The sequence below is a fragment of the Rossellomorea aquimaris genome (assembly GCF_020171925.1).
Classification (GTDB): Bacteria; Bacillota; Bacilli; order Bacillales; family Bacillaceae_B; genus Rossellomorea; species Rossellomorea aquimaris_F.
The window spans coordinates 65,641-90,118 of record NZ_JAIVAR010000001.1 but is presented as its reverse complement, the minus strand read 5'-3'; the positions used below and the strand labels follow the sequence as shown (position 1 = coordinate 90,118).

Here is a 24,478-nt window from a genome sequence, read left to right as displayed (position 1 = left end):
TACCTTTGCATTTTAGCACAAAGAATACAATAAAACACTAAACTCGGGGCCATTTATTAAAGATTGTGTGAAACTTGGCGTCAATAGGAGATCTTTCCGTATTCCCTCCACTCATTTGCCTCTTTCAATGAAGTGAGTGTGGGCTGCATGTTGATAAGGTCGAAGGGAATCTCTTCCCCACTGATTTCGCACCTGCCATAACGGTGTTGATCCGCCAATTGAAGTGCATATTTGATATCCGATATCTCCCTGGTTATATAATGTTGTATCAAAGGATGTTGAGATTGACTTTCCTCCAGCTCTTTCAAAGATAGTGCGAGTTCTTGAATGATGGATGTGTAGCGGTCATTTGTCATCTTGATCCCTCCATCCTTAGTATGGGGGAAAGACTTGAAAAGATTGTCTTGCAAGATATAGTAATTTTGGAATTATGGTTCTTTTCGCCGTCATGACACGATTTGAGCCATACTGTCAATGATTGCATGTCAGTGCCATCCATCGAGTACAGTCATGATAAATTTGGTTCATTCGTTACCATTGCTACTTTTGTAAATCATTTTAACCTAAGGTGCCCGCCCCATGGAATATGGTTAGGGGTGCTTTACAGAGCAATTCGACAAGAGAATTAAAAAAGCTGGTCCCAGTGTTCCGGGACCAGCTTTTTCGCTTAAGCTAAGTGAGAATAATTTTCTTTTACGACAGAAGCACATCTTGCACAAAGTTCAGGGTGATCTTGATCATCGCCAACGGTTGGAGTGACTACCCAGCAGCGGTCACATGTTTCACCTTCAGCTTTTTCAACAAGGAAACTGTTTTCCCCTACGGAAAGTGCTTCCGCTGGAGCATCATTCACGCCTCCGCCTACTTCAATGGCTGACACAATGAATAATTGCTTAAGATCTTCTGAAATTGAATTCAATAAAGATTTCGTTTCATCATTCACATAAAGAGTAACCTTTGCAGTGAGCGATTTCCCAATCAATTTTTGGTTACGGGCTTCTTCAAGAGCCTTGAGTACGTCATCCCTTAACTCAAGGAATGCATTCCATTTTTCCTTCAACCCTTCTGCGTTCGGAAGCTGTTTCACTTCAGGCATATCCGTCAATTGAACACTTTCTTCCTGAACACCTGGGATATACGCCCAAACTTCGTCTGCAGTATGAGAAAGGATTGGAGACATCAACTTGGTCAGGACAACCAAAGCGTCATACAATACAGTCTGCATCGCTCTTCTTTCGTCGTTGTCTTTTGCTTCGATGTAAAGGACATCTTTTGCAAAATCAAGATAGAATGAGCTCAAGTCCAGTGTACAGAAGTTATTGACAGCGTGATAGATGCTTGCAAATTCATAGTTGTCGTAAGAATGCTTCACATTTTTCACAAGTTCATTCAGTTTGACCATCATGAATTGGTCGACTTCACGAAGCTCCTCATAAGGAACTGCATCTGTCTTCGGATCGAAATCAGCCAGGTTCCCTAATAGGAATCGATAAGTGTTACGGATTTTCCTGTATACTTCAGCCACTTGTTTCAAGATCGGGTCGGAAACACGGACATCCGATTGATAATCGACCGATGCTACCCAAAGACGAAGGATATCCGCTCCGAGCTGCTTCATGACCTTTTCAGGAACCATGACGTTTCCAAGTGATTTACTCATCTTTCTTCCTTCACCGTCTAATGCGAATCCGTGACTGAGTACCCCTTTATAAGGTGCTTTCCCTGTCACCGCTACACCGGTGGTCAAGGAAGAGTTGAACCAGCCACGGTATTGGTCGGAACCTTCTAGGTAAAGATCCGCAGGTCGCTTGAGATCGTCTCGCTCTTCAAGCACCGCTTGGTGAGAAGATCCTGAATCAAACCAAACATCCATGATGTCTTGTTCTTTTGTGAACGTTCCATTTGGACTTCCTTCATGAGTGAATCCTTCAGGAAGAAGATCCTTCGCTTCTTTTTCAAACCAGATATTCGAACCATGCTCACGGAATAAATTCGAAACATGCTCAATTGTTTCCTCTGTGATGATTTCCTCACCATTCTCGGCATAGAACACAGGGATCGGGACTCCCCAGGCACGCTGTCTGGAGATACACCAGTCGCCGCGGTCTCGAACCATGTTGAATAGGCGGGTTTCTCCCCAGCCTGGGATCCATTTGGTTTCCTTGACTGCTTGAAGAAGTTCATCACGGAATTTATCAATTGAAGCAAACCATTGAGCCGTCGCCCTGAAAATGACCGGTTTCTTCGTTCTCCAGTCATGTGGATAGGAGTGGGTGATGAAGGTAAGCTTCAATAATGCCCCAACTTCCTCAAGCTTCTCAGTGATTGGCTTGTTTGCTTTATCATAGAATAACCCTTCAAATCCAGGTGCTTCCGAAGTCATGACACCCTTATCATCAACTGGACATAATACATCCAAACCATATTTCTTCCCTACAAGAAAATCATCTTCCCCGTGCCCAGGTGCTGTATGGACACAGCCGGTACCTGAATCTGTCGTTACGTGATCGCCTAGGATGACCAATGATTCACGATCATAAATCGGATGTTTGGCTTTCATGTGCTCTAAATCGGCACCTTTGACTTTGTTCGTTACTTCATATTGCTCCCACTCCAGATTCTCTGCAACATCTGAAAGCAAGTCTTCGGCGACTACATATGAAGTACCGCCTGTTTCAACCACTACATAAGTGAGGTCTTGGTGGACGGCAATCCCAAGGTTCGCTGGAATGGTCCACGGAGTCGTTGTCCAGATGATGAACTGAGTACCTTCTTCAAGGATCCCCTTTCCTTCTGTAACTTTGAATCCTACATAAATGGAAGCTGATCGTTTATCTTGATATTCGATTTCTGCTTCTGCAAGAGCAGATTCGCTGGATGGTGACCAATACACAGGTTTCTTCCCTTTATAGATATACCCTTTATTGGCCATATCGCCGAATACTTTGATCTGTTGAGCTTCATACTCAGGTTTCAGCGTGATATATGGATTTTCCCAATCCCCGCGTACACCCAACTGCTTGAATTGGACACGTTGATTATCCACTTGTTCGTACGCATACTCTTCGCATAGTTTACGGAACTCGGCGACGGTCATTTCTTTGCGCTTTACACCTTTATTAGTCAGCGCTTGTTCGATTGGCAATCCATGAGTATCCCAGCCGGGTACGTATGGGGCATGAAAGCCGTTCATGGATTTATATCTGACAATAAAGTCCTTTAAAACTTTATTCAATGCGTGGCCCATATGGATATTCCCATTCGCATAAGGAGGCCCGTCATGAAGCACAAACAATGGGCGGCCTTTCGTGCGGTCCTGGACCATTTTATAAATGTCCATCTCTTCCCATTTCTTCTGTGTTTCAGGTTCTCTTTTCGGTAAATTCCCCCTCATCGGAAATTCCGTTTTCGGCATCAATAAGGTATCTTTATACTCCATTTATTATCCTCCTCTAGCATCTATCCTACTTGCCATCATAACTACTTTCTTCACATCTTAATCACGTATGACAACAAAAAAAGCTTTCTCATCCCTAAAAAGGGACGAGAAAGCTTTCCCGCGGTACCACCCTCATAAAAGCACCACTTGGGCACTTTCACTCGTTTCATTCGTAACGTGAATAAACGCCATACATTACTCCTTCGGGTATTCCGAGATTTCATGTACGGAGCTCAAGGGTGATCTTCCGAATCTATTTCCTAACCGGGCTCTCACCGTCCCCGGTTCGCTTTATAGGATTTGTGGCAGAATCGTACTGTCCCTATCTTCGCAATTTGTATTATGGCAATTTAGATTGTTTTACAATTATATGAAAAGAAAGCCGCTTTCGTCAAGACAGAGTCTCTTCTTCTTCAAGAGTTTTTAACTCTGTTGCATCTAAGTCAAATTCCATCAACTGGTCCCAATCATCTGTATCGAGCAGGTCAAGTTGCGCTTCGATCAACATCTTGAAGCGTGTACGGAAAACCTTCGACTGCTTTTTAAGCTCTTCGATTTCAATCGCGATCTTCCTTGCTTTTGAAAGGGATTCATTCACAATCCTGTCCGCATTCTTTTCCGCTTCCTTGATAATCAGTTTGGCTTCTTTCGCTGCATTTCTTTTTACTTCTTCCCCTGCTTCTTGAGCGATGACAATCGATTTGTTCAACGTTTCTTCGATGTTTGTAAAATGGCCTAAACGTTCATTCAAAGTAGATAATCGCTCTTCGGTTTCTTTCTTCTCACGGATGAGAATTTCATAATCCTTGATGATTTGATCCAAGAATTCATTGACCTCGTCTTCGTCATATCCACGAAAACCGCGACTAAATTCCTTGTTATGTATGTCTAATGGCGTTAAAGGCATGGAAGCCACCTCCGGTACTTGTGAATTACAATTTCATTATAACTAAAAATTCGACAGCATGTGATGTATTTCCTTTATTTTTCGTTAAATTATTTCAAAATCCCGAAAGTTATCCGCCATTTTTCACGTTTTGTTTTCCCCTCGATCGATAAGAGCTTGCTCCTGCCGTGTCCTCTTGTAGAAATCACATCGCCAGCTTCGATTTCAATCGATGGATTCTCGGTCGTTCTCCAGTTTAATTTAACCAGGCTGCCCTTAATATAGGCTTGCGCCTTCTGACGGGAAATATTATAAAACGATGCAAGGACGGCATCAAGCCTGAGTGAGCTTACGGTCGTCACATTCTCCTGCCATTCCTCCTGTGAGTGGATCATGTTTGAAATTGGCACAGCTTGCAGTGTCACTTTCGCCTTGCCTACCTGATTCAATTCCATCCTGACATATTCAGAAATCTCTTCGGCAAGGAAGACTTGAAATTTACCTTGGGTCGATAGGATATCACCGAACTTCTCCCGTTTCAGGCCAAGTGACATCATACTCCCTAACACTTGCCTATGCTCTATTGTAACAAACTTACTTGGGTACTCAATCTCAAACAGGCGGGTACCAAAATCTTCTTGCTCAGGATGGAAATAGGGAGGATAAAGAAGAGCCCTCTTTCTTTCTGCACGTTCCGGATAGAAGGAGAGCTGTACTTCTTCATTTTGCCCCACAATTGATTCGACGATATGCTGCTGCCTCGGATCTAAGAAATCCGTTAGCTTCGGAGCATATTGGACTTCCACCTGCTCCCTCCACTCGAGCACACTGTCGACAAATTCCTTCTCGTCTATCCTGAAATGCTGATAAATCGACATATGACAACCTCCTAAACCTTTTAGGTCAATTGAAAAAAGCTGAAACGGCACAAAGCGCTTCAGCTCTTTCACTTACACGTTCAATGCTCATCTAAATGAGCCAAAAGTATAATTGGTTAAGGCCCATCTGTGCCAGATTCAGTACGATGAAAGCAACGATTGGAGAGATATCAATCATTCCAAGCGGCGGCACAATCCTTCTGAAAGGCTCTAAATATGGCTCACAAATACGGGCCAGGAATTGACCGATGGAGGTTTCTCTGGCGTTTGGGAACCATGACATCAAGATATAGATGATGAGGGCCCAAGAGTATAGCTGAATAAGTGTAGACAAAACTTCAAATACTAATCCCATAATTTACATTACCACCTTGAATCAGATAGATCTTCTTCTTTTAAAAATTCAGAGATATTGCCACTGACCTCCACATTATCAGGGGTACAGAGGAAAATATCCATGCCAACACGCTGGATATCCCCACCAATCGCATATACTGTACCACTCAGGAAATCCACAATCCTTTTTGCCTGGTCATGCTGAATCCTCTGCAGATTCACAAGGACAGACCTTCTATTCTTCAAATGATCTGCTATTTCCTGTGCTTCTGCGTAAACCCTAGGCTCAACAAGAATCACCTTCGAGGATTTCTGTACGCTTTGAAGACTGACAACATTCTGCTTCGGTTGAGATATCGATTGCGTTTTCATGCTCTTCTTCTCCTCGAATTCATCTTCAAACTTTTCATCTTCTTCATAATCATATTCTTCTTCATCAAGCAAGAAGAAAGTTTTCAATTTCGATTTAATGCCCATTTGTACATCCCCTCTCAGTCATTTCCAACTAATGCTGATCCAATACGGATAAAAGTAGCTCCCTCTTCAATTGCAATTGTGTAATCATTACTCATCCCCATCGATAGCTCAGTACATGGTGCATGTGGAAATTCCAAGGAACGCATTTTTTCTTGAAGCCCTTTCAATGTTCGAAAGCACTTCCTAAGATAATCTTCATCATCCGTATGAGGCGCCATCGTCATCAGGCCAATAACGTTGATATGAGGGAATTCACCAAGACTTTCGATGAATCCTTCGACTTCCCCAGGAGACAATCCATGCTTGGATTCCTCACCGGATACATTTACTTGAACGAAACAAGAAACAGGCTTGTCCGATCTTTTGTCGATTTCCTTGGCCAGTGACAAACGATCCAAGGAATGTATGTAAGATACTTTGTCAATGACATGTTTTACTTTTTTTGATTGAAGGGTCCCGATGAAATGCCACTTCGGCCGATCCTTCAATCGTTCCCATTTGGCAAGGAGACCCGTGTCCCTATTCTCACCAAAGTCGGACAAACCGGCTTCGATTGCTTCCTCTGCCCTTTCAATCGACACATATTTGGTCACAGTCACGATCGTAATGTCTTCAGGATTCCTTCCACTCCGGCTGCACGCCTCGGAAATTTGTTCATTTATTACTTTAAGGTTATCTGCAACTTTCATTTCACTACTCCTTCAAGCCAATAAAACTCATCATTCTTCCTGTCTTCCCTTGATCTCTACGATAGGAGAAAAAATCATTGCTGCAGGAAGAACAATAACCAGAAGTCTGGATCTGTGTTTCTTGTAAACCGCTTTGAAGCAACAATCGTTTGTTAACTTTCTTTAAATCCAAGTGATATTGCCCCTCTTCCTTTAAATTATAGGGCAAGTCGGTTTCATCTTCTAGTACTTTTTTTACCCGATCCAATACACGATCATCCACAACGTAGCATTTTTCACAAATGGAGGGGCCGATCACCACTTCAATGTCCTTCACCAAGGACCCCTTTTTCATGAATGCTTTTACCATTGCAGGGCCGATTTCTTCCACTGTTCCCTTCCATCCTGCGTGTGCGACTCCTATCCTGCCGGTCTGCCCATCGAGAAGATACAATGGAACACAATCTGCATAACACATCGTCAAGAGGAGGTCACGATTGTCTGTCATTAATCCATCCGTGTCCTTAATGCTGGTTGCGTAGGAATGACTGCCTTTTCCCATGTCCGGTGGGGTCACTTCCCAAATCGAATGACCATGTGTCTGCTCTGCGCCTACCCATCTCTCCAAAGGAAAGCCGAGGGAATCCGACAGTAAGGACCGGTTCTCTCTAACTTTTTCTTGGTCGTCCCCGACATGGAGCCCCATATTCATGGAATCGAAGGAGTCTTCACTCACTCCTCCGTGACGTGTTGAAATACCTGCGATCAATCCAGGGAATCTACCATTCCATCCCTTGATTGCATAAAAAGATTCGTCTTCTTTATGAAAAGGCTCTATAGACACGAGCGAATCACCTTCTTTTCTTTCAAGTGTACCATAGAAACCGAAGATTCGTCATTTATCACGAGGATTCTTTGGGTTCCTCCAACTGCCCTTGTATATAATGGCTTTCCTTGTGTCTGACAAGGATGACATCTTCACCGATTTTGACAATGCTCTTCCATGGGATGACTACATCCTCATCTTTGCCAAAAAAACCTAATAGCTTTCCGCCTCCCCCAATGACAATCGCTTCGATTCTACCTGTATCCAGATTGATTTCTATGTCTCCGATATTTCCAAGCTTCCTTCCATCCGATATATTGACGACATCCTTTATCTGAAATTCTGAAATGCGTACCACGGGATCTCCTCCTCAAATTCTCGTTCGTGACAGTGGATTTTCATATTACTAATAATATATGCAGCAAAAAATAAAGGCAGACCCCGTTTTTAAGGATCTGCCCTTGTCTCCTGCACAAGATATCGTGCTTCATGTGCATCACTGGATATTCTTATTCATTTGTTTGATTGCCGCCTTTTCCAACCGGGATACCTGTGCCTGTGAAATACCGATTTCATCGGCTACTTCCATTTGTGTTTTCCCTTGGAAGAATCGTTTACTGATAATTAACTTCTCTCTGTCATTCAACCTTCTCATACCTTCTTGCAAGGCAATTTCTTCAATCCAATGGAAGTCCCTGTTCTTCTCATCACTAAGCTGGTCCATGACAAAAATGGGGTCTCCTCCATCGTTGTAGATCGGTTCGAATAGAGAGACAGGATCCTGGATTGCATCTAGCGCAAACACTATTTCCTCATGGGGCACATCCAAAACCTTTGCGATTTCTTCAGCAGTCGGTTCCTTGGAGGTTTCCCCCATTAACTTCTCCCTTACCTGCAAAGCCTTATAGGCAATGTCACGTAGGGATCGCGACACCCGGATCGGGTTATTGTCACGCAAATAGCGACGTATCTCCCCGATGATCATCGGTACTGCATAGGTGGAGAAACGCACATTTTGACCCAAGTCAAAGTTGTCGATGGATTTCATCAATCCTATGCAACCGACCTGAAACAAGTCATCAACATACTCACCACGGTTGTTAAAGCGTTGAATTACACTTAAGACAAGGCGTAAATTCCCATTAACAAGCTTTTCTCGTGCGCTTATATCGCCTGCTTGCATTTGTTTGAAAAGCACTCGCATTTCATCGTTTTTCAATACTGGTAATTTGGACGTATCTACACCACAGATCTCAACTTTATTTCGTGTCATTCTTTCCCCTCCTTGCAGGAGCTGTTGTACAAAATTCAGTATTTCCTTGAAGAGGAAAAATATGCATTTCATCCTTTCGATTCTCGTGTACCGATCCTCCAAACCCTTACAAATTCTAGAAATAAAGACAGAATTTTTTTTCTGCGCATGAATGGTCAAACAGTTCCATCTCTCAAAATATACATATAAAAAAGCTGATCCTCATTTGAAGATCAGCCTTTTGAATCACACCATCTTATTAAATTCTTTCTTCAGCCTTTTAATGATTCTTTTTTCAAGTCTGGAAATATAGGATTGCGAGATGCCGAGCATATCCGCTACATCTTTCTGAGTCTTCTCTTCTTCCCCCACCAAACCGAATCGTAGCTCCATGATTTGTTTCTCACGGTCGGATAGCTGATGGAGAGCATTAAAGAGCAACTTTTTGTCCACTGTTGCCTCAAGATCTTTCGTAATGATATCTTCATCCGTTCCAAGTACATCGGAAAGCAGTAATTCGTTCCCGTCCCAATCAATATTCAAAGGTTCATCGAAGGAAACCTCAGATCGTATCTTATTGTTTCTCCTGAGATACATAAGGATCTCATTTTCGATGCATCTTGATGCATACGTCGCTAATTTGATTTTCTTTTCTGGGTTGAATGTATTGACTGCCTTGATCAGTCCGATTGTCCCGATACTGATCAGGTCTTCGATATTGATGCCTGTATTTTCAAATTTCCTTGCGATGTAAACGACAAGCCTCAAGTTCCTTTCAATCAATAATGACCTTGCTGCTTTATCTCCCTTGGGCAATTTGGTGAGAAGTACTTCTTCTTCTTCTTTGCTTAAGGGTGGTGGAAGTGCCTCGCTTCCTCCTATGTAGTAGATTTCATCTGTCTTGATCCCTAACCTTATTAATAATTTGTACCAGATATACAGAATTCTCATTTTTAATTTTTTCATCATTGCTCCCCCTTCTATTTCTTTAAGATGTGAGTATAGTAGTAATAATTGAACTAAGAAACATTCTGTACGGGTTTACCAGCAGTCATTTTAGGATGGACAATGGCACAGAAGCTATCATCAGCGGACAGCGGCTCTTGTCGAAAAACGATCAATCCACTGGAGGGCCAGTTGGATTCATGGTCCTTCAACATGATTGAATCAGGCTTAATGGCTGCCAATAACTGGCTGTTCCTTCCAACCGATTGAGCCGGGACAATTCTTAAACGATCGGTCCATTGTTCTTCCAGGTTTCGTTTTCCTGAAAAAATATCTTCTGCTTCTTCACATAGTACATGTACGGCTTCTGGTACAGTTTCCTTAAATCCCTCAATGGAAACAATCATCACAGGGGTCTTTGAGATTGGATCCTGAAGCTGGTTACCACTGTCCACAAGTCCCCTGACAGTAAATTCAAACTCTCCGATTTTCACCAATACATCGACCAGCTGATCATATTGGATCTTAACATGTTCGACACTATCCATCCTCGCTTTCGAGAAGTACCATGCAATGGGCAGTGCCAACATGACGAAAACCCAGCTTATCGGATCCCCGTAGCCCTTGATGCTTGCTAATAATACGGTCGTTTCAGCTCCGGGATCAAAGGTTAGAAAGTAATGGGCTCCGATGAGGATCCCACCTGTTAAGAACGTGACAAAATAAAACATTAGTAGATTGGCAGCATAATAACGAAATCGCTTGAATCCAAACGCTGAATACACCATGATGAGTGAAAACAACAATTTAACGAGCGGATTTCCTACCACATGTGCAAAAGGTGAAAACGAGATCACGATGATGACAGAACCAATCAAGCTTCCAACCGCAATCCTCCATAGGGCATATTGTCTTTTAAGAATCAGCCCTGTCAGCCAGAGTAAGATAAAATCCACGAAAAGATTCAGTAACCAGATGACATCTAAATATAAGGTCAATCTCTACCCTCCTTAAACTTCATCCAGTCCGGGCACATGCTGATAAGAATTCGAATGACTTATAGGAAGTATATCGTACATCCCCTCTAAAAGTTTGTCATTTTATGTATGCCAGTTCGAGAAACTTTTAAGAGATTGAAACGAAATATGTCGCAGTGAAAAAATCGAGGTAATCATCCCTTTTACCCGCGGGTGAATTGCATCCAGACGACCCACTGTTTAAAGATTCACTTTATCAGTGATTGAATCTAGATCTGCTGTCTCAATGGTCCGAAAAATAGACGCAAAAAAAAGACCCCCTTTTCGGGGATCTTTTTTGTATCCTATCATTCTTATCTTCTACGGTTACGATTACGCAGGAACGTCGGGATGTCCAGTGTATCCTCGGCACCCTGATGATTATTGGAGGAAGAGCGGACAGGTTCTTGCTGAACCTCTTCACGCTTCGGCTGCTCACGCTTCACCTGTTGCTGAGGAGCAGGGTTTGGCTTAACCCCTCCAAATGTAGGACGGGTCTGCTTTGGAGCCTGCAGGACTTCTTCATTGAAGCCTGTAGCAATGACCGTAACTACGATATCGTCTTTTAGATCTTCATTGATGACGGATCCAAAAATCATATTCACATCTTGGTCTGAAGCAGAAGCTACGATATCTGCCGCTTCCTGGACTTCATAAAGGCTCAAGCTCGTTCCGCCAGTGATATTCATAAGAACACCTTGTGCACCATCGATGGATGTTTCAAGCAATGGACTTGAAACGGCCTTCTTTGCAGCTTCTGCAGCACGGTTTTCGCCAGACGCCGCGCCGATTCCCATCAACGCTGAACCTTTATTGGACATGATTGTTTTAACATCCGCAAAGTCAAGGTTAATCAATCCTGGTGTGGCAATGAGGTCGGAAATACCTTGTACACCTTGTCTTAATACGTTATCCGCTTCACGGAATGCCTCTAACATCGGCGTGCTCTTATCAACGATTTCAAGCAGTCGATCGTTAGGGATGACGATCAAGGTATCGACTCCCTCTTTCATCGCAGCGATTCCGCCACTTGCCTGATTGGATCGCTTACGTCCTTCAAAAGTGAATGGACGGGTCACGACACCGACAGTCAAAGCACCGATTTCACGTGCGATCTGGGCGATAACAGGAGCAGCACCTGTACCTGTACCTCCACCCATCCCAGCGGTAACGAACACCATATCCGCACCCCTGAGAGCTTCTTCGATCTGCTCTTTACTTTCTTCAGCAGCTTTTTTTCCGACTTCGGGATTCGCGCCTGCTCCAAGTCCCCTTGTCAGTTTTCCTCCGATTTGCATCTTGATCTCTGCTTTTGATAGATTAAGAGCTTGTGCATCCGTATTAACAGCGATGAATTCAACACCTTGAACACCATGTTCAATCATACGATTTACTGCGTTGTTTCCTCCACCACCGACACCGATAACTTTTATTGTGGCCAATGAATCTAAATTTGTATCAAACTCCAACATGACATATCCTCCTAACTCGTCGAATCAATGGATTCTTTGCTTTATTCAAAGAAGTATCCAAAGAACTTTTTCACTTTTGACATCGCTTTATCGTCTTCATGTGTTTCTTCTACAGCTTTTGCCGGCTTCGGTTTTTTATTGGTTTGTTTTGCTTGCCTCTTTTCAGCGGCTTCTACCGGAACAGGTTCAGCGCTTACGCTTCTTCCTTGCAATCTAGCATTCTTCTGGGCATATTTGATCAAACCGACAGCAGTGGTATATTGAGGTTCCCTTACACCGATATAATCCGGGATCGCAACCCGTACCCTATTCTGAAAAACGATTTGTGCTAATTCTAACACACCCGGAAGGTTAACTACACCACCAGTCAACACATATCCGCCAGGCAGGTCCCTTATCCCCATCCTTTTCAATTCATGACTGATGAGGTCCAGTACTTCTTCGAGCCTTGCTTCTATGATATCAGAAATTTCTAATTGATTAAATTGTTGATGTTGATCACTTCCGATTATCGGTACACTGAACACTTCATCCTCGGAAGCATGGTCATAAAAAGCATGTCCATATTTTGTCTTTATCTTCTCGGCGTCCTCGGTCGAAGTCCTTAAACCGATCGATAAATCCTTGGTGATATGCTCTCCACCGACTGGCAAGACTGTCGTTGCTTTAAGATGCCCTTGCTCGAAAACGGCTATGGTGGTGGAACCGCCACCGATGTCGATTAGAGCTGCACCAAGGTTCTTCTCATCCTTTGATAAGGCTACTGAACCTGCTGCTAGTGGCTGTAGAACAATATCCACAATTTCAAGCCCTGCTTTTTCCACGCAACGCAAAGTATTATGTAATATCGTCTTGGATCCCGTTATGATGGTGCCTTCCATTTCAAGTCGGACTCCGATCATACCGCGCGGGTCTGTGATTTCATCAAGTCCGTCAACGATAAACTGCCTTGGGATCACATTGATGATCTCCCTTTCTGGCGGGATGGAGACAACTTGTGCCGCATCCATGACCCTCATCACATCTTCATCACCAATTTCCCGATTCTCACTTGAAACGGCCACGACACCGTGACAATTCTGGAGAGAAACGTGATTGCCTGTAATTCCTACTATAACCTGATTGATCGATAGACCGACCATTCTTTCTGCTTGTTCAACTGCCTTCTTGATTGTATGAACAGTTTCGTCTATATCTACGATGGAACCTTTTCTGATTCCTTCCGATTCTACATTCCCTACACCGATAATGTTCAAGGAATCATTTGACATTTCACCAATGATCACTTTCACTGTGGATGTACCGATGTCTAGGCTAACGTATATTTCATTGCTGTTCACTCTATGGCACCTCCTTAAAGAATGTTTATGAGAACAACAATCCCAGTTAGTCTCAAATCTAAGTATATCTTAATAAGATATTCGCTGTTACAAAAACGATTCCCTTTTAAAATTCTAATTTTTTTCTCTTTTTTCGTGATTATTTGTCCAATTGCTAATGAGTATCCTTCTTATGACCGCTATATTTTGGAATAACCTTACACCAAATGCGAAAACAGCTGCCAGATACAAGTCTACACCAAGATGAACCCCTAGAAAAGCCAAACTTGCTGCTAGTAAAATATTAAAAAAGAAGCCTGAAACAAAGACTTTATCATCATAAATATTTTGGAGATGAGCACGGATCCCGCCAAAAAGTGTATCCAGTGCAGCAAGGACTGCGATCGATAAATAGTTCGAGTATTCATCTGGAATTCTAATATCGGTCAGAAGGCCGAGTACGACCCCCACTAGCAACCCTAAAACGGGAAGCCACATATTACCCATTCCCTCCTCTTTCACTTACCGGTTCCATATAGCGGACACGGATTGTATCATCGTAAGCTGGCAAAACCACTTCCTCCATCGGTTTGGCAATGGATACCCGCAGGTTGTCGATAAAGAAATCCTCCACGGATTGCGATACTTGCATCCGGTTATATAATTTTTTGGCTGTTTCAAGGTCTTTCGTCAACACCCTCACTTCAAAGGGGATCTTAGTGATCGAGTAACCGTCCACATTCGTTTCCCCGTTGATATCCCGTATGACCGAAGTATTGATTAAGCGGTGGCCATCAATGGAAATGTCCATTGCATCATACTGGTTCAACTCATTGACTAATCGTTCGAGTAGTTGAGGAGAGACACTCTGGACCTTTTCACCAAGCAATATTTCTTCCATTGCGGGTTCGATGGTGAGGATCAGGCCCGTCCCTTTTTTCTCAGTCAGGCCAGCTTCCGTCTTCAATTCTTCCAATGTCTGTTTCAAGGCTTGCTCAGGACTTGCCTTCTGCTCCGTTTTGTACGTTTCGAGTTTTTCCTCAACAGCCCTCATCTCGTCAAGCATGTTAGAATTCAATTCCTTCTCTTTGAGAAGTGCATCCCTTAATTCCCATATGTCTCTTGTATCACGGACAACAGGTTCCTTGACTGTCTGAAATTGAATGGCAATCATGAAACCGACGATCATGGTAATGATTGTAAAACTCACTTTAAGCTTGCTGTCCAATTCCTTCACCTTGCTTTCCAACACTTTCTACCTATTGGAGTGCAAACTCATGATTCACCAATCAGCGGTTGTAGCATAATATCGGCTTTCTTCTCTAAAGAGAATTCGATATTTTCATTCACCAACTGATCCTTGACCCCTCCCGCAATATTCATGGCTGACGAGAGTACCTCCGGATCACCGATGGCCGTTATTTCAAAAGGTGCCGGATATTCAATTCCATCAACTTGTATGACGGGTCCATGACACAACACGTATGAATCATGTTTCAGCCTCTGGCCATTGATGGCGACTGCAGACGCCCCGGCTATATACAATTCATTTATCACCTTGAAAATGTGGTGCTCATGAACGATATAATTGTTTGCATTATCTTCATTCGGTTTATAATCGGCATCCGCAAGTGTCACTGACACTCCCGGACCCTTGACTTTTGTCTTTCCCAGATACATCCGGTATTTTTCCGCTTCTTCAGCAAGATTGAAGTAAATTTGTTTTTCCTTTGAAAATTCCTTTTCCATGTTCACTACTTTTTCCTGTTTTTCATAGAGCTGCTGCTGCAGATTGTTATTCTTCTGTTGCTGCTCCAAAATCTGATCTCTCAGCTCTTCTTCCTGTTTCCATTGACCATTGCTTCGTTTTCCTTTACCAGCTTCTTCTGTGTTCGCGAGACTGTATGAAAAAGCAAGGATGAAACCAAGCACTAAACTTACTAGTGAGAGGATAACGTGTTTACCTTTCACTTTCATCCCCGTCATCTCCTTCATCTTCTCCATCCTGTTCATATGCCCTGAAGTAAGAGCCTACTTCCAAATCGATGATCCCTTTTTGTTCAGGATCGAGTTGACTGACGATTGAAGGGTAATGCTCCATTTTTTCAGAGAATGTCCGGATCGTCGCACTTACCTCATACCCATCATTCATGAATAACTGAAGATGATACTGATCCGTTTTCTTTGGGACCAGATTGATTTCTGAAATGAGGTGCTGAACCTCCTTTGGAAGCTCACCTAATTCTCCAATCATTTTCTTTAATGTCTTGTCTTCTTTGAACCCTCTTAGAAGGGGTGCATCCACAGGGATGGATTCCGAGCCTTTATCAAGGACTTTACCATTCTCCAGGATGACGAAAAATTTGTTATCCTTCAGTAGATACGCTTTTTTTCCCCATTCATTTACGTTAATCACATAGGAATTGGGAAATGAGAGCTTTACCTCTGCGCTCTTGACTTCCGGTAGTTTCTTCAAATGTTCTGCAATGTCATTTCTACTTACGCTCCATACATTCATCCCAGATTCCACTTTACTTACAGAAAGGATTCTCTCATCAGGGACCAATTCATTTCCCTTCACCTCTATCGTCTTTACATGACTAAGGGGCGACTGAAAATAAACGACTGATAGGATCATGAGCAGAAACAAGGACAATACGAACAACAGCCTTCTATTGGCTTTCTTTTTTCTGTGCTGTTTCAGTTTTGGGATTCTTTCTTCAATGGAAACAACATTTTCTTTTTTCATTACGTTTTCCTCAATTTCATTTCGTATTTATGGACACGTTACACCGTGCCTTAATATAAATGGTTTCTCTAATGAGAGTTCAGGAAGGCAATCATGTGAAAGGGAATCGGACGGTTATCAGGTAGCAGCTCAAACGATAATCCTTTACCTTCACCAAACATAATGAAAATTTCAAATGAAAATTATGTACATTCCATAGAATCGAATAAAGGGAATACCACCTTGTTTATTACACTCTTCTCCTCTATTCTAAACACCATTTACTTGATATGAAAGGATGTCATTGAAATGTAAAAGTTTTGGTTAAAAAAAGTAATATAATCTCCTATTATATTGAAAACCCTATCACTTTCATTCGTTTTAATTATGTAATATATTGTAACATCTTACCTTCGAATATCCTATTGTTATTTATAGAAAAAATGAGTAATAGTTCTTTATTCACTGGGCTGTGCCGGATATCCTCTCATTTGTTGATACTTGAACGCCCCTATTGCATCCGAATACCCCTGTAACCACAAAAAGATTGACTTCCACCCAGTCACGTAACCTTCGATAAAAAAGGTGAAGGATCACATGGACTGAGATGATAAGAAGCCAATCTTTTCCTAGTCATAGCCGGGAATACCGGCTTATATTCAATAGTACGCCAACTGCCATCAGCATCAGAGTCAGCGATGACCCCCCATAACTCAGGAATGGGAGTGTGATTCCCGTAACAGGCATCAAGCCAGTCACAACACCCACATTGATCATGACCTGTATGGCAATCATCGAAACGATCCCGACTGCAAGAAGGCTTCCGAACAAATCAGGTGCACCAAGCGCAATCCGGATTCCCCTCCATAGGATCAATGAAAAGAGGAGAAGGACGAATGTCCCGCCTATGAAACCGAGCTCTTCAGCCAATATCGCGAAGATAAAATCATTTTGTGGTTCGGGGAGATAGAAGAATTTCTGTCTGCTCTGCCCCAGCCCCAAGCCAAACAATCCACCTGGACCAATGGCATATAATGATTGAATGATCTGAAAGCCGCTGTTAAGTGGATCTTCCCAAGGGTCGAGGAATGATGTGATCCGTTTAATCCTGTATGGAGCGGACACGACGAGTCCTGCAAATCCGACCAAACCGGCGATGCCGAGCCAGGCAAAATGCATCACCCTCGCCCCCGAGATGAAAATCATCACCATGCATGTCCCGACCATTACTGTCCCCGTACCTAAATCCGGCTGAAGCATGATCATCCCGAATGCTGTGAATACAAGTAGCAGGGCAGGCAAGACACCTTTCCTGAAGGAGGTTATATACTTTTGATTTTCAGACAAGTATTTGGCCAGAAATGCAATCATGGCCAACTTCATGAACTCGGACGGCTGGATGGAAAATGCCCCGACACCGATCCAACTCCTCGACCCGTTCCTCAAGACACCAATACCGGGGATCAACACCATCACCAATAGAACGAAACAGATGATGATGAGAACCTTGGCCCAATTTTTCCACGTCCAATATTCCACATTCATAATAAAAAACATCGCAAAGACACCGACTGCAGCGAATAGTAATTGCCTCTTGGCAAAAAAGAATGAGTCGTCGAATTTGTAATCCGCCCAGACCGCGCTCGCACTGTACACCATAACCAATCCCACTGCCAAAAGTGTGAGGGTCACAATAATAAGGATAAAATCGGGATTCGATTTCTTTAAAGGCAATCTTAACACCTCGAATAGACGTATTTGAGCCGTTTAAAGCAATACATACTGTTTGATCTTCTTAGATTGCCTTACCCTGTTGCCACCGTATCTTTGCTCCCTGTAGACAAGCCCTTATTAAAGGTTATGCACAGCGTTAATAAAAATGTCACCGCGTTCTTCAAAAGTTCGATATTGATCCCAGCTGGCACAAGCCGGTGACAGTAGGATCACATCCCCTTCTTCGGAATGCTCATATGCTACAGGAACTGCTTTCTCTACATTATCGACACTCAGGATGGTTTGTATCCCTGCCTTCTGTCCTGTTTCTTCCAATTTTGACGCCGTTTCACCGAATGTGATCAATACCTTCACATTCTTCAAGAATGGGATAAGGTCATCAAACGAATTCCCCCTGTCCAACCCTCCGGCCAACAGAATGGTCGGCCCGTTGAATGCATCGAGGGCACTCTTCGTTGCGAGGATGTTGGTCGCTTTAGAGTCATTGTAAAACTTACGTCCATCCAATTCTTTGACAAACTGCGTACGATGCTTGACACCAGAAAATGTTCCGAGTACCTTCATGATGCTTTCATTTGAAACCCCATACAACTTAGAAGCTGCGACAGCACATAAAATATTTTCAAGATTATGCGCCCCCGGGAGCACAACCTCAGACAGCTGTCCGATCTTTTCTTTCTTAAAGTAAATGGAACCATCCTTGATATAGGCTCCGCCTTCCACTTCCTTGGTCGTTGAGAAAGGGATGATTTCAGCTTTGGTGAAATTCACTGCCTTGCCCAGGTGCTCCTGGTCATCATTGATGATCAAGAAATCTTCCTCTTTCTGGTTCTTTGTGATATTGGCTTTGGCTTTCCAATAGTCCTCGATATTCCCATGGTAATCCAGGTGAGCATCATATAAGTTCGTGATGATGGCAATGTGGGGTGAGAACTCTTCAATCCCCATCAGCTGGAAGGAGGACAGTTCCACCACCATTTTCTGATCTTCTTTTGCCGTTTGGGCCACTTCTGACGCAACCGTTCCGATGTTCCCTGCAATCAACGGATTCTGGCTGCCAGCTTTTAACATTTCAAAAAGCAATGTGGTGGTCGTTGTCTTCCCGTTCGTACCAGTGATCCCGATCATTTCAGCCTCTGAAATCAAATAGGCAAGCTCCACCTCTGTCAAGACCGGGATGCCCTTTTCGATTGCTCGCTTTATTAAAGGATTGTGATAAGGGATCCCGGGATTTTTAACGACGAACTCAAAGCCTTCATCCAATAATTCAATCGGATGGCTTCCACATATCACCGTTATCCCTTCTTGAAGGAGGCCTTGCGCCTCCGGGTTCTCCGCTAAAGGCTTCTGGTCATTCACCGTCACAAAAGCTTCAAGCTTATGTAGTAATGAAGCAGCACTTACCCCGCTTTTTGCCAATCCCAACACTAGAACTTTTTTATGTTTGAATTTTGTAATGTTCTTCAATTATAACCACACCTCGATATAGATTCCTAAAACAGCAAAAAGCAAACCAACCGTCCAAAATGTCACGACCACTCTCCACTCAGACCAGCCGACAAGCTCGTAGTGGTGATGAAGCGGGCTCATCTTGAAGATTCGTTTTCCTGTCGTCTTGAAAGACGCAACCTGTAATATGACGGATAATGTTTCAATGACAAATACTCCACCAATCAAAATCAAAATGATTTCAAGCTTAGTCAAGATGGCAATGGCAGCGATCGCGCCTCCAAGAGCCAGGGAGCCTGTATCCCCCATGAACACTTTAGCGGGATGAGCATTGAATACGAGGAAACCAAGCACGGCACCGACTACGGCAACACCGAAAATGGCAACATCATATTGTCCTTGATTCCATGAAAGGACGGCAAGTGCTCCAAATGCGATAGCGGATGTTCCTGAAACCAAACCATCCAATCCGTCTGTTAGATTGACCGCATTTGAAAATCCGACAAGCCAAAAAATGATAAAAACTACATAAAACCAGCCTAAATCAAAAGAAACATCGGTCATTGGAAGGGATACAGTCGTATCAAAACCAGTTTGCTTCAACACAAAATAGAAAATGACTGAAATGATGATCTGTCCAAGAAGTTTCTGTTTTGATGTCAATCCTAGATTTCTCTTCATCACAACCTTGATGAAGTCGTCGAGGAAACCAAGAAGTCCGAATCCGATCGTAACCAGAAGCAGCAGATACGTTTCGGCTCCTGCCTCGGAATATTTCCCTGTCATAATCAACGTTGTGACGGCGATTGATACAAGGAATACAATTCCTCCCATCGTCGGCGTCCCCGTTTTCTTTTGGTGGGACTCTGGACCTTCATCCCTAATGCTTTGACCAAATTTCAACCTTCTCAAGAAGGGGATGAAAACAGGTGCGAGGAGCACTGTAATCAGAAAGGCCATAATGATGGTAAAAAAGACTACTTGTTCCAGCACGTCATTCCCCTCCTTCCTTCAATTTTGATTCTTGTTTGTTGTCCATAACATCTGTATGTTCAGATTCATTACTACAAATAAACTTCGTCATAATTTCCCACTTTTCTTGATTGTTTTTTTGTTTGTAAAAAGTAATAAGTTCACGTTGAGCGGTACGAAGATCCTCCACAAAAAATAAAGGAAAATGATTTGGGACGAACATCGGCACGTTAACGGCCTTATCCCATAATGATGCAATCACACCATTGCCGATGCCTTCAAGAAGATCCTCATGCGATCCAATCGGAATGAACAATCCTCTTTCCAAACGCATATCCGCCATCGAGGATACGTTTTGAAAGCCGATACCGGGGAGCGCGACCCCCTTCGTATCGGGGAATAATTGTTTTACATCTTCATAAGTTAGCATGGTTACAGCTCCCTGATGATCTGTCTGGCCACTTCACGATCGTCGAATTCATACACATCGTGACCAATGATCTGATACGTTTCATGCCCCTTGCCTGCTATCAGGACGACATCTCCATCTTTTGCCTGTTTGATTGCAGCCTTTATCGCATCTTTTCGATCAATCATGAGCGTATATTGTTTTCCGACTACACCAGTTTCCATATCTTTTAATATATCCATCGGGTCTTCTGTTCTGGGGTTATCCGATGTGAAGATGGCATAGTCACCATAATCACAAGCGATCTCAGCCATGATCGGCCTCTTGATCTTATCCCTGTCCCCCCCACAGCCGACGACGACGATAATTTGACCATCCGTGATGGACTTAATGGTTTCCAGGACATTCTTCAACCCATCCGGTGTATGCGCATAATCGATAATGACCGAGAAGGATTGCCCTTCAGAAATGGACTCAAATCGCCCTCGCACACCTTGGGCTTTCTCTAGGGATTGAACAGCTTTATCAAAGGGAATCCCCGCTGCAGAAGCCGTAGCGATTGCAGCCAATGCATTATAGACATTGAATTTCCCTGCCATGCCCAGGACCATATCCTTTTCGCCATATGGACTGACAAGCCTAAAGGATGATTCAGAAGCTTTCAGTCGCAGGTCTTCAGCATAGAAATCGGCTTCTTTCGTCAAGCCGTATGTAAAGACATGGGCAGCAGTTGACTTGATCAGATAGCCGGCTACATCATCATCTTTGTTGATGATGGCATATTTAGGGGATTTTTTAAAGTAAGTATTGCCCAACTGGGCAAACAATAAGCATTTTGCATTCCGGTATTCGTCCATGGAACGATGATAGTCAAGGTGGTCCTGCGATAAATTTGTGAATACGGCAATATCATAGTCGCACCCATGCACCCTTCCTTGATCCAATGCATGAGAAGATACCTCCATCACGGCAGAGGTGACGCCTTTCTCACGAAATCGGTAGAAGGTCTGCTGCAATGTCAGGCTATCGGGTGTGGTATTATGACTCACCTCAAGTTCATCACCGGCTTTAATGTGCATCGTCCCGATCAATCCGGTTTTGATTCCATTGAAGCTAAAGACTTGGTCGATCAAGTGTGTAGTCGTCGTCTTACCATTCGTTCCCGTCACCCCGACTAATAATAGTTGATGGGAAGGTTGTTTATAGAAATAGTCAGCAAGGACCGCCATGGCTTTCTTCGTACTCGGCACCACGATTACCGGGATATTCACATCCACTTCTCTTTCTGCAAGGACAGCCGCTGCTCCATTTCGTTCGGCAATATGGGCAAGAGAGTGACTATCAATCTCATGACCTTGGATACAGATGAATAAATCGCCATCCTTTACTTTCTTGTGGTGATTTGCGATGTTTGAAATAGCTGGATTTCCTTCACCATGTACTTTATAAAACGGGAGTACTTCCAGCAAAGTATGCAATCTCATCATTTCAACTCCTCACAGGTAGAAAGCAACCTTTTTTTATTTTACATAAAATCAGTCTCGAAAGCTATCAACCTTTTAACTTAGTTCTTATTTTTTCTCTGCTTGATCCTATCATCGCAAAATCCATTCTCACCAATACCCTATGGACATCCCCGGGTTCAGATGGCACCTTTTCAAAGGGATGCCCTGCATGACATCTATTCAGACATATAAATACGGATGGTCGACCCCTCTTTGATTTTCACTCCGGGATCCGGTGACTGATTGACAACCTTCTCACCGCTTCCGCTGATATCCAGGTTCAGATTGATAAGCTGTTGTTGCAATTCATCCTTTGTCAATCCGATTAAATCCGGTGTTTTGATCATCGGGACATCATCCCAATTCATCTTTTTCTCGATTTGATCCTTGCGCTTCGGTACACCCATCGCCTCTAGACTATCGCCGATGATGCTTCCTGCAATCGGTGCAGCAACGACCCCACCGAATTGGACGGTTCCTTTTGGATTATCGACCGCCACATAAACGACGATTTCCGGATCATCTGCAGGCGCGACCCCCATGAATGAAACGATGTGATTATTCTCTAAATATTTTCCATCTTTCGCTTTTTGAGCGGTTCCCGTCTTTCCTCCGACACGATAGCCGTCTACAAACGCTTTTCCGCCCGTCCCTTGTGCCACGACACTTTCAAGTGCTTGCCTGATCTGTTTGGATGTGTCTTCCGAAATCACCCGCTTCTTCACTTGAGGTGTCTTTCTCATGACGACTTCACCCGTTTCAGGGTCGATCAATTCTTTGGCGATATAGGGCTGATATAATGTACCCCCATTGACCGCTGCAGAAACGGCAGCGACCTGTTGAATCGGTGTAACGGCCACGCCTTGACCAAATGCAGTTGTGGCCTGTTCCACAGGGCCTACGCGGTCCAGATTGAATAATATTCCTTTCCCTTCGCCTTGAAGGTCGATCCCTGTCTTCTCTCCGAAGCCAAAATCTTTAATGTATTTAAAGAGCTTTTCCTTTCCAAGTCGTTCCCCAAGCTCGACAAACCCCGGGTTACAGGAATTTTGAACAACCTCAAGGAAGGTCTGTGTCCCATGTCCGCCTCTCTTCCAACAATGAAGCGTTGACCCGGCCACTTCCACATGGCCTGAATCATGAAACGTTTCTTTATACAAGTCAACCTTCTTTTCTTCAAGGGCGGCCGCCAATGTGATGATCTTAAACGTCGAACCCGGTTCATACGTACTCCATATCGGCAAATTCCGATTATAGATTTCCTGGGGCACATTACGGAAATTCGCCGGGTCGAACGTAGGGCGGCTCGCCATGGCAAGGATTTCCCCGTTTTTAGGGTTCATGGCAATGGCAATCATGCCATCGGGGTTATACGTTGCCTGTGCAATATCGAGTTCCCTTTCAACGATCGTCTGGACCTTCGTGTCGATTGTAAGCTTGAGGTCCAACCCGTTTTCCGGATCTTCGAAATCATCTGCCATATCACCCATCCGCTTCCCTTTTGCATCAGAAAAGAACTTGACGTATCCCTTATCCCCTGTCAGTTCTTTATCATAAGATAGCTCAAGTCCCATAAGCCCTTGATTGTCGATACCGGCAAAGCCAAGGACATGGGACAGGTAGCTCCCATATGGATAATATCGTTTAGAGTCTTCGCCGAGATACACACCTTTGAGGTTCAGGTCTCTCACTTCTTTAGCCTTTTCATAAGAAATCTTCCTCGCTTCCTTGACCAACACCATGCTCTCCTGTTTTGATACATATTTATATGCAGTTTCCACTGAAATATTAAGAACAGGCGCCAGTTTCTCAGCCGTCGCCTGGGGATCGGTGATTTGTCTTGGTACAACAAAAATGGTTGGCGCGCTTTGATTTCCTGCCAATTCCACCCCATTCCTGTCTACAATCTTCCCTCTCTCCGGCTGAAAGGGGATATTCCTGCTCCACGAATCCTTCGCACGGCTCGTCAGCATGTCCCCCATAAAAAATTGAACGTAACCAAGTCGAAAATCAATAATCGAAAATATCAACACTCCCGCAACCAGAGCAATCGCCAATCTTTTTCTTACCGTGACATTCGATACTCTTTTCACAAATGGACCTCCCCTTTTAAAGCTCGTTCCATTATATGCTTGGACAATTGCGGGTATGTATTTCAAATCCGAAC

At 43.5% G+C, this 24,478-nt stretch carries 24 protein-coding genes and 1 other annotated feature; all 24 genes read right to left on the bottom strand.

Annotation, left to right across the window (positions count from 1 at the left end; translation table 11 throughout):
* Positions 1-80 precede the first annotated feature (80 nt).
* Positions 81-356, bottom strand: a complete 276-nt coding sequence (locus LCM10_RS00475) for a hypothetical protein (protein WP_224873877.1) — start codon at positions 354-356, stop codon at positions 81-83.
* Positions 357-667: 311 nt separating this feature from the next.
* Positions 668-3,439 (bottom strand): isoleucine--tRNA ligase, encoded by a 2,772-nt coding sequence (gene ileS, locus LCM10_RS00470; protein ID WP_224873876.1) that lies wholly within the window; start codon positions 3,437-3,439, stop codon positions 668-670.
* A 97-nt stretch (positions 3,440-3,536) separates the two neighbouring features.
* Positions 3,537-3,777 (bottom strand) — a binding site (T-box leader).
* Positions 3,778-3,830: 53 nt separating this feature from the next.
* Complete coding sequence (locus LCM10_RS00465; protein WP_224873875.1) at positions 3,831-4,346, bottom strand: DivIVA domain-containing protein; 516 nt, start codon at positions 4,344-4,346, stop codon at positions 3,831-3,833.
* A gap of 89 nt (positions 4,347-4,435) precedes the next feature.
* Positions 4,436-5,203 (bottom strand): RNA-binding protein, encoded by a 768-nt coding sequence (locus tag LCM10_RS00460; protein WP_224873874.1) that lies wholly within the window; start codon positions 5,201-5,203, stop codon positions 4,436-4,438.
* A gap of 91 nt (positions 5,204-5,294) precedes the next feature.
* Positions 5,295-5,558, bottom strand: coding sequence for a YggT family protein (locus tag LCM10_RS00455; protein WP_224873873.1), 264 nt, complete (start codon positions 5,556-5,558; stop codon positions 5,295-5,297).
* 8 nt (positions 5,559-5,566) lie between these two features.
* Positions 5,567-6,016 carry a cell division protein SepF gene (locus LCM10_RS00450; protein ID WP_224873872.1) on the bottom strand — a complete coding sequence of 150 codons (450 nt, stop codon included), beginning with the start codon at positions 6,014-6,016 and terminating at the stop codon, positions 5,567-5,569.
* Positions 6,017-6,030: 14 nt separating this feature from the next.
* Complete coding sequence (locus LCM10_RS00445) at positions 6,031-6,705, bottom strand: YggS family pyridoxal phosphate-dependent enzyme (protein ID WP_224873871.1); 675 nt, start codon at positions 6,703-6,705, stop codon at positions 6,031-6,033.
* A gap of 4 nt (positions 6,706-6,709) precedes the next feature.
* Complete coding sequence (gene pgeF / locus LCM10_RS00440; RefSeq protein WP_318247457.1) at positions 6,710-7,528, bottom strand: peptidoglycan editing factor PgeF; 819 nt, start codon at positions 7,526-7,528, stop codon at positions 6,710-6,712.
* A gap of 58 nt (positions 7,529-7,586) precedes the next feature.
* Positions 7,587-7,868 carry a YlmC/YmxH family sporulation protein gene (locus tag LCM10_RS00435; protein WP_224873870.1) on the bottom strand — a complete coding sequence of 94 codons (282 nt, stop codon included), beginning with the start codon at positions 7,866-7,868 and terminating at the stop codon, positions 7,587-7,589.
* A 138-nt stretch (positions 7,869-8,006) separates the two neighbouring features.
* Complete coding sequence (gene sigG, locus LCM10_RS00430) at positions 8,007-8,783, bottom strand: RNA polymerase sporulation sigma factor SigG (RefSeq protein WP_224873869.1); 777 nt, start codon at positions 8,781-8,783, stop codon at positions 8,007-8,009.
* A 225-nt stretch (positions 8,784-9,008) separates the two neighbouring features.
* Positions 9,009-9,728, bottom strand: a complete 720-nt coding sequence (gene sigE / locus LCM10_RS00425; protein ID WP_224875552.1) for an RNA polymerase sporulation sigma factor SigE — start codon at positions 9,726-9,728, stop codon at positions 9,009-9,011.
* A 53-nt stretch (positions 9,729-9,781) separates the two neighbouring features.
* Positions 9,782-10,705 carry a sigma-E processing peptidase SpoIIGA gene (gene spoIIGA, locus LCM10_RS00420; protein ID WP_224873868.1) on the bottom strand — a complete coding sequence of 308 codons (924 nt, stop codon included), beginning with the start codon at positions 10,703-10,705 and terminating at the stop codon, positions 9,782-9,784.
* A gap of 332 nt (positions 10,706-11,037) precedes the next feature.
* Positions 11,038-12,195, bottom strand: a complete 1,158-nt coding sequence (gene ftsZ, locus LCM10_RS00415) for a cell division protein FtsZ (RefSeq protein WP_224873867.1) — start codon at positions 12,193-12,195, stop codon at positions 11,038-11,040.
* 41 nt (positions 12,196-12,236) lie between these two features.
* Entirely contained in the window at positions 12,237-13,535 is a 1,299-nt protein-coding gene (gene ftsA, locus LCM10_RS00410; protein ID WP_224873866.1) for a cell division protein FtsA, read from the bottom strand.
* Positions 13,536-13,649: 114 nt separating this feature from the next.
* On the bottom strand, positions 13,650-14,012 hold the full coding sequence (locus LCM10_RS00405) for a small basic family protein (protein WP_224875551.1): 363 nt from the start codon (positions 14,010-14,012) through the stop codon (positions 13,650-13,652).
* 1 nt (position 14,013) lies between these two features.
* Positions 14,014-14,742, bottom strand: coding sequence for a DUF881 domain-containing protein (locus tag LCM10_RS00400; RefSeq protein ID WP_224875550.1), 729 nt, complete (start codon positions 14,740-14,742; stop codon positions 14,014-14,016).
* A gap of 47 nt (positions 14,743-14,789) precedes the next feature.
* Complete coding sequence (locus LCM10_RS00395; protein WP_224873865.1) at positions 14,790-15,491, bottom strand: DUF881 domain-containing protein; 702 nt, start codon at positions 15,489-15,491, stop codon at positions 14,790-14,792.
* The gene (locus LCM10_RS00390; protein WP_224873864.1) at positions 15,475-16,263 is read right to left on the bottom strand and encodes a cell division protein FtsQ/DivIB; all 789 of its coding nucleotides are present in this window, start codon (positions 16,261-16,263) and stop codon (positions 15,475-15,477) included. Before LCM10_RS00390 ends, LCM10_RS00395 begins: the two co-directional genes overlap by 17 nt.
* A gap of 612 nt (positions 16,264-16,875) precedes the next feature.
* Entirely contained in the window at positions 16,876-17,976 is a 1,101-nt protein-coding gene (spoVE, locus tag LCM10_RS00385) for a stage V sporulation protein E (protein ID WP_224873863.1), read from the bottom strand.
* A gap of 117 nt (positions 17,977-18,093) precedes the next feature.
* Entirely contained in the window at positions 18,094-19,443 is a 1,350-nt protein-coding gene (gene murD, locus LCM10_RS00380; RefSeq protein ID WP_224873862.1) for a UDP-N-acetylmuramoyl-L-alanine--D-glutamate ligase, read from the bottom strand.
* Positions 19,444-20,418: a phospho-N-acetylmuramoyl-pentapeptide-transferase gene (gene mraY / locus LCM10_RS00375; protein ID WP_224873861.1), complete on the bottom strand. Its 975-nt coding sequence runs from the start codon at positions 20,416-20,418 to the stop codon at positions 19,444-19,446.
* 1 nt (position 20,419) lies between these two features.
* Complete coding sequence (locus LCM10_RS00370) at positions 20,420-20,827, bottom strand: hypothetical protein (protein WP_224873860.1); 408 nt, start codon at positions 20,825-20,827, stop codon at positions 20,420-20,422.
* A gap of 2 nt (positions 20,828-20,829) precedes the next feature.
* Positions 20,830-22,290, bottom strand: a complete 1,461-nt coding sequence (locus LCM10_RS00365; protein ID WP_224875549.1) for a UDP-N-acetylmuramoyl-L-alanyl-D-glutamate--2,6-diaminopimelate ligase — start codon at positions 22,288-22,290, stop codon at positions 20,830-20,832.
* A 197-nt stretch (positions 22,291-22,487) separates the two neighbouring features.
* The gene (locus tag LCM10_RS00360) at positions 22,488-24,404 is read right to left on the bottom strand and encodes a stage V sporulation protein D (RefSeq protein ID WP_224873859.1); all 1,917 of its coding nucleotides are present in this window, start codon (positions 24,402-24,404) and stop codon (positions 22,488-22,490) included.
* Positions 24,405-24,478 lie beyond the last annotated feature (74 nt).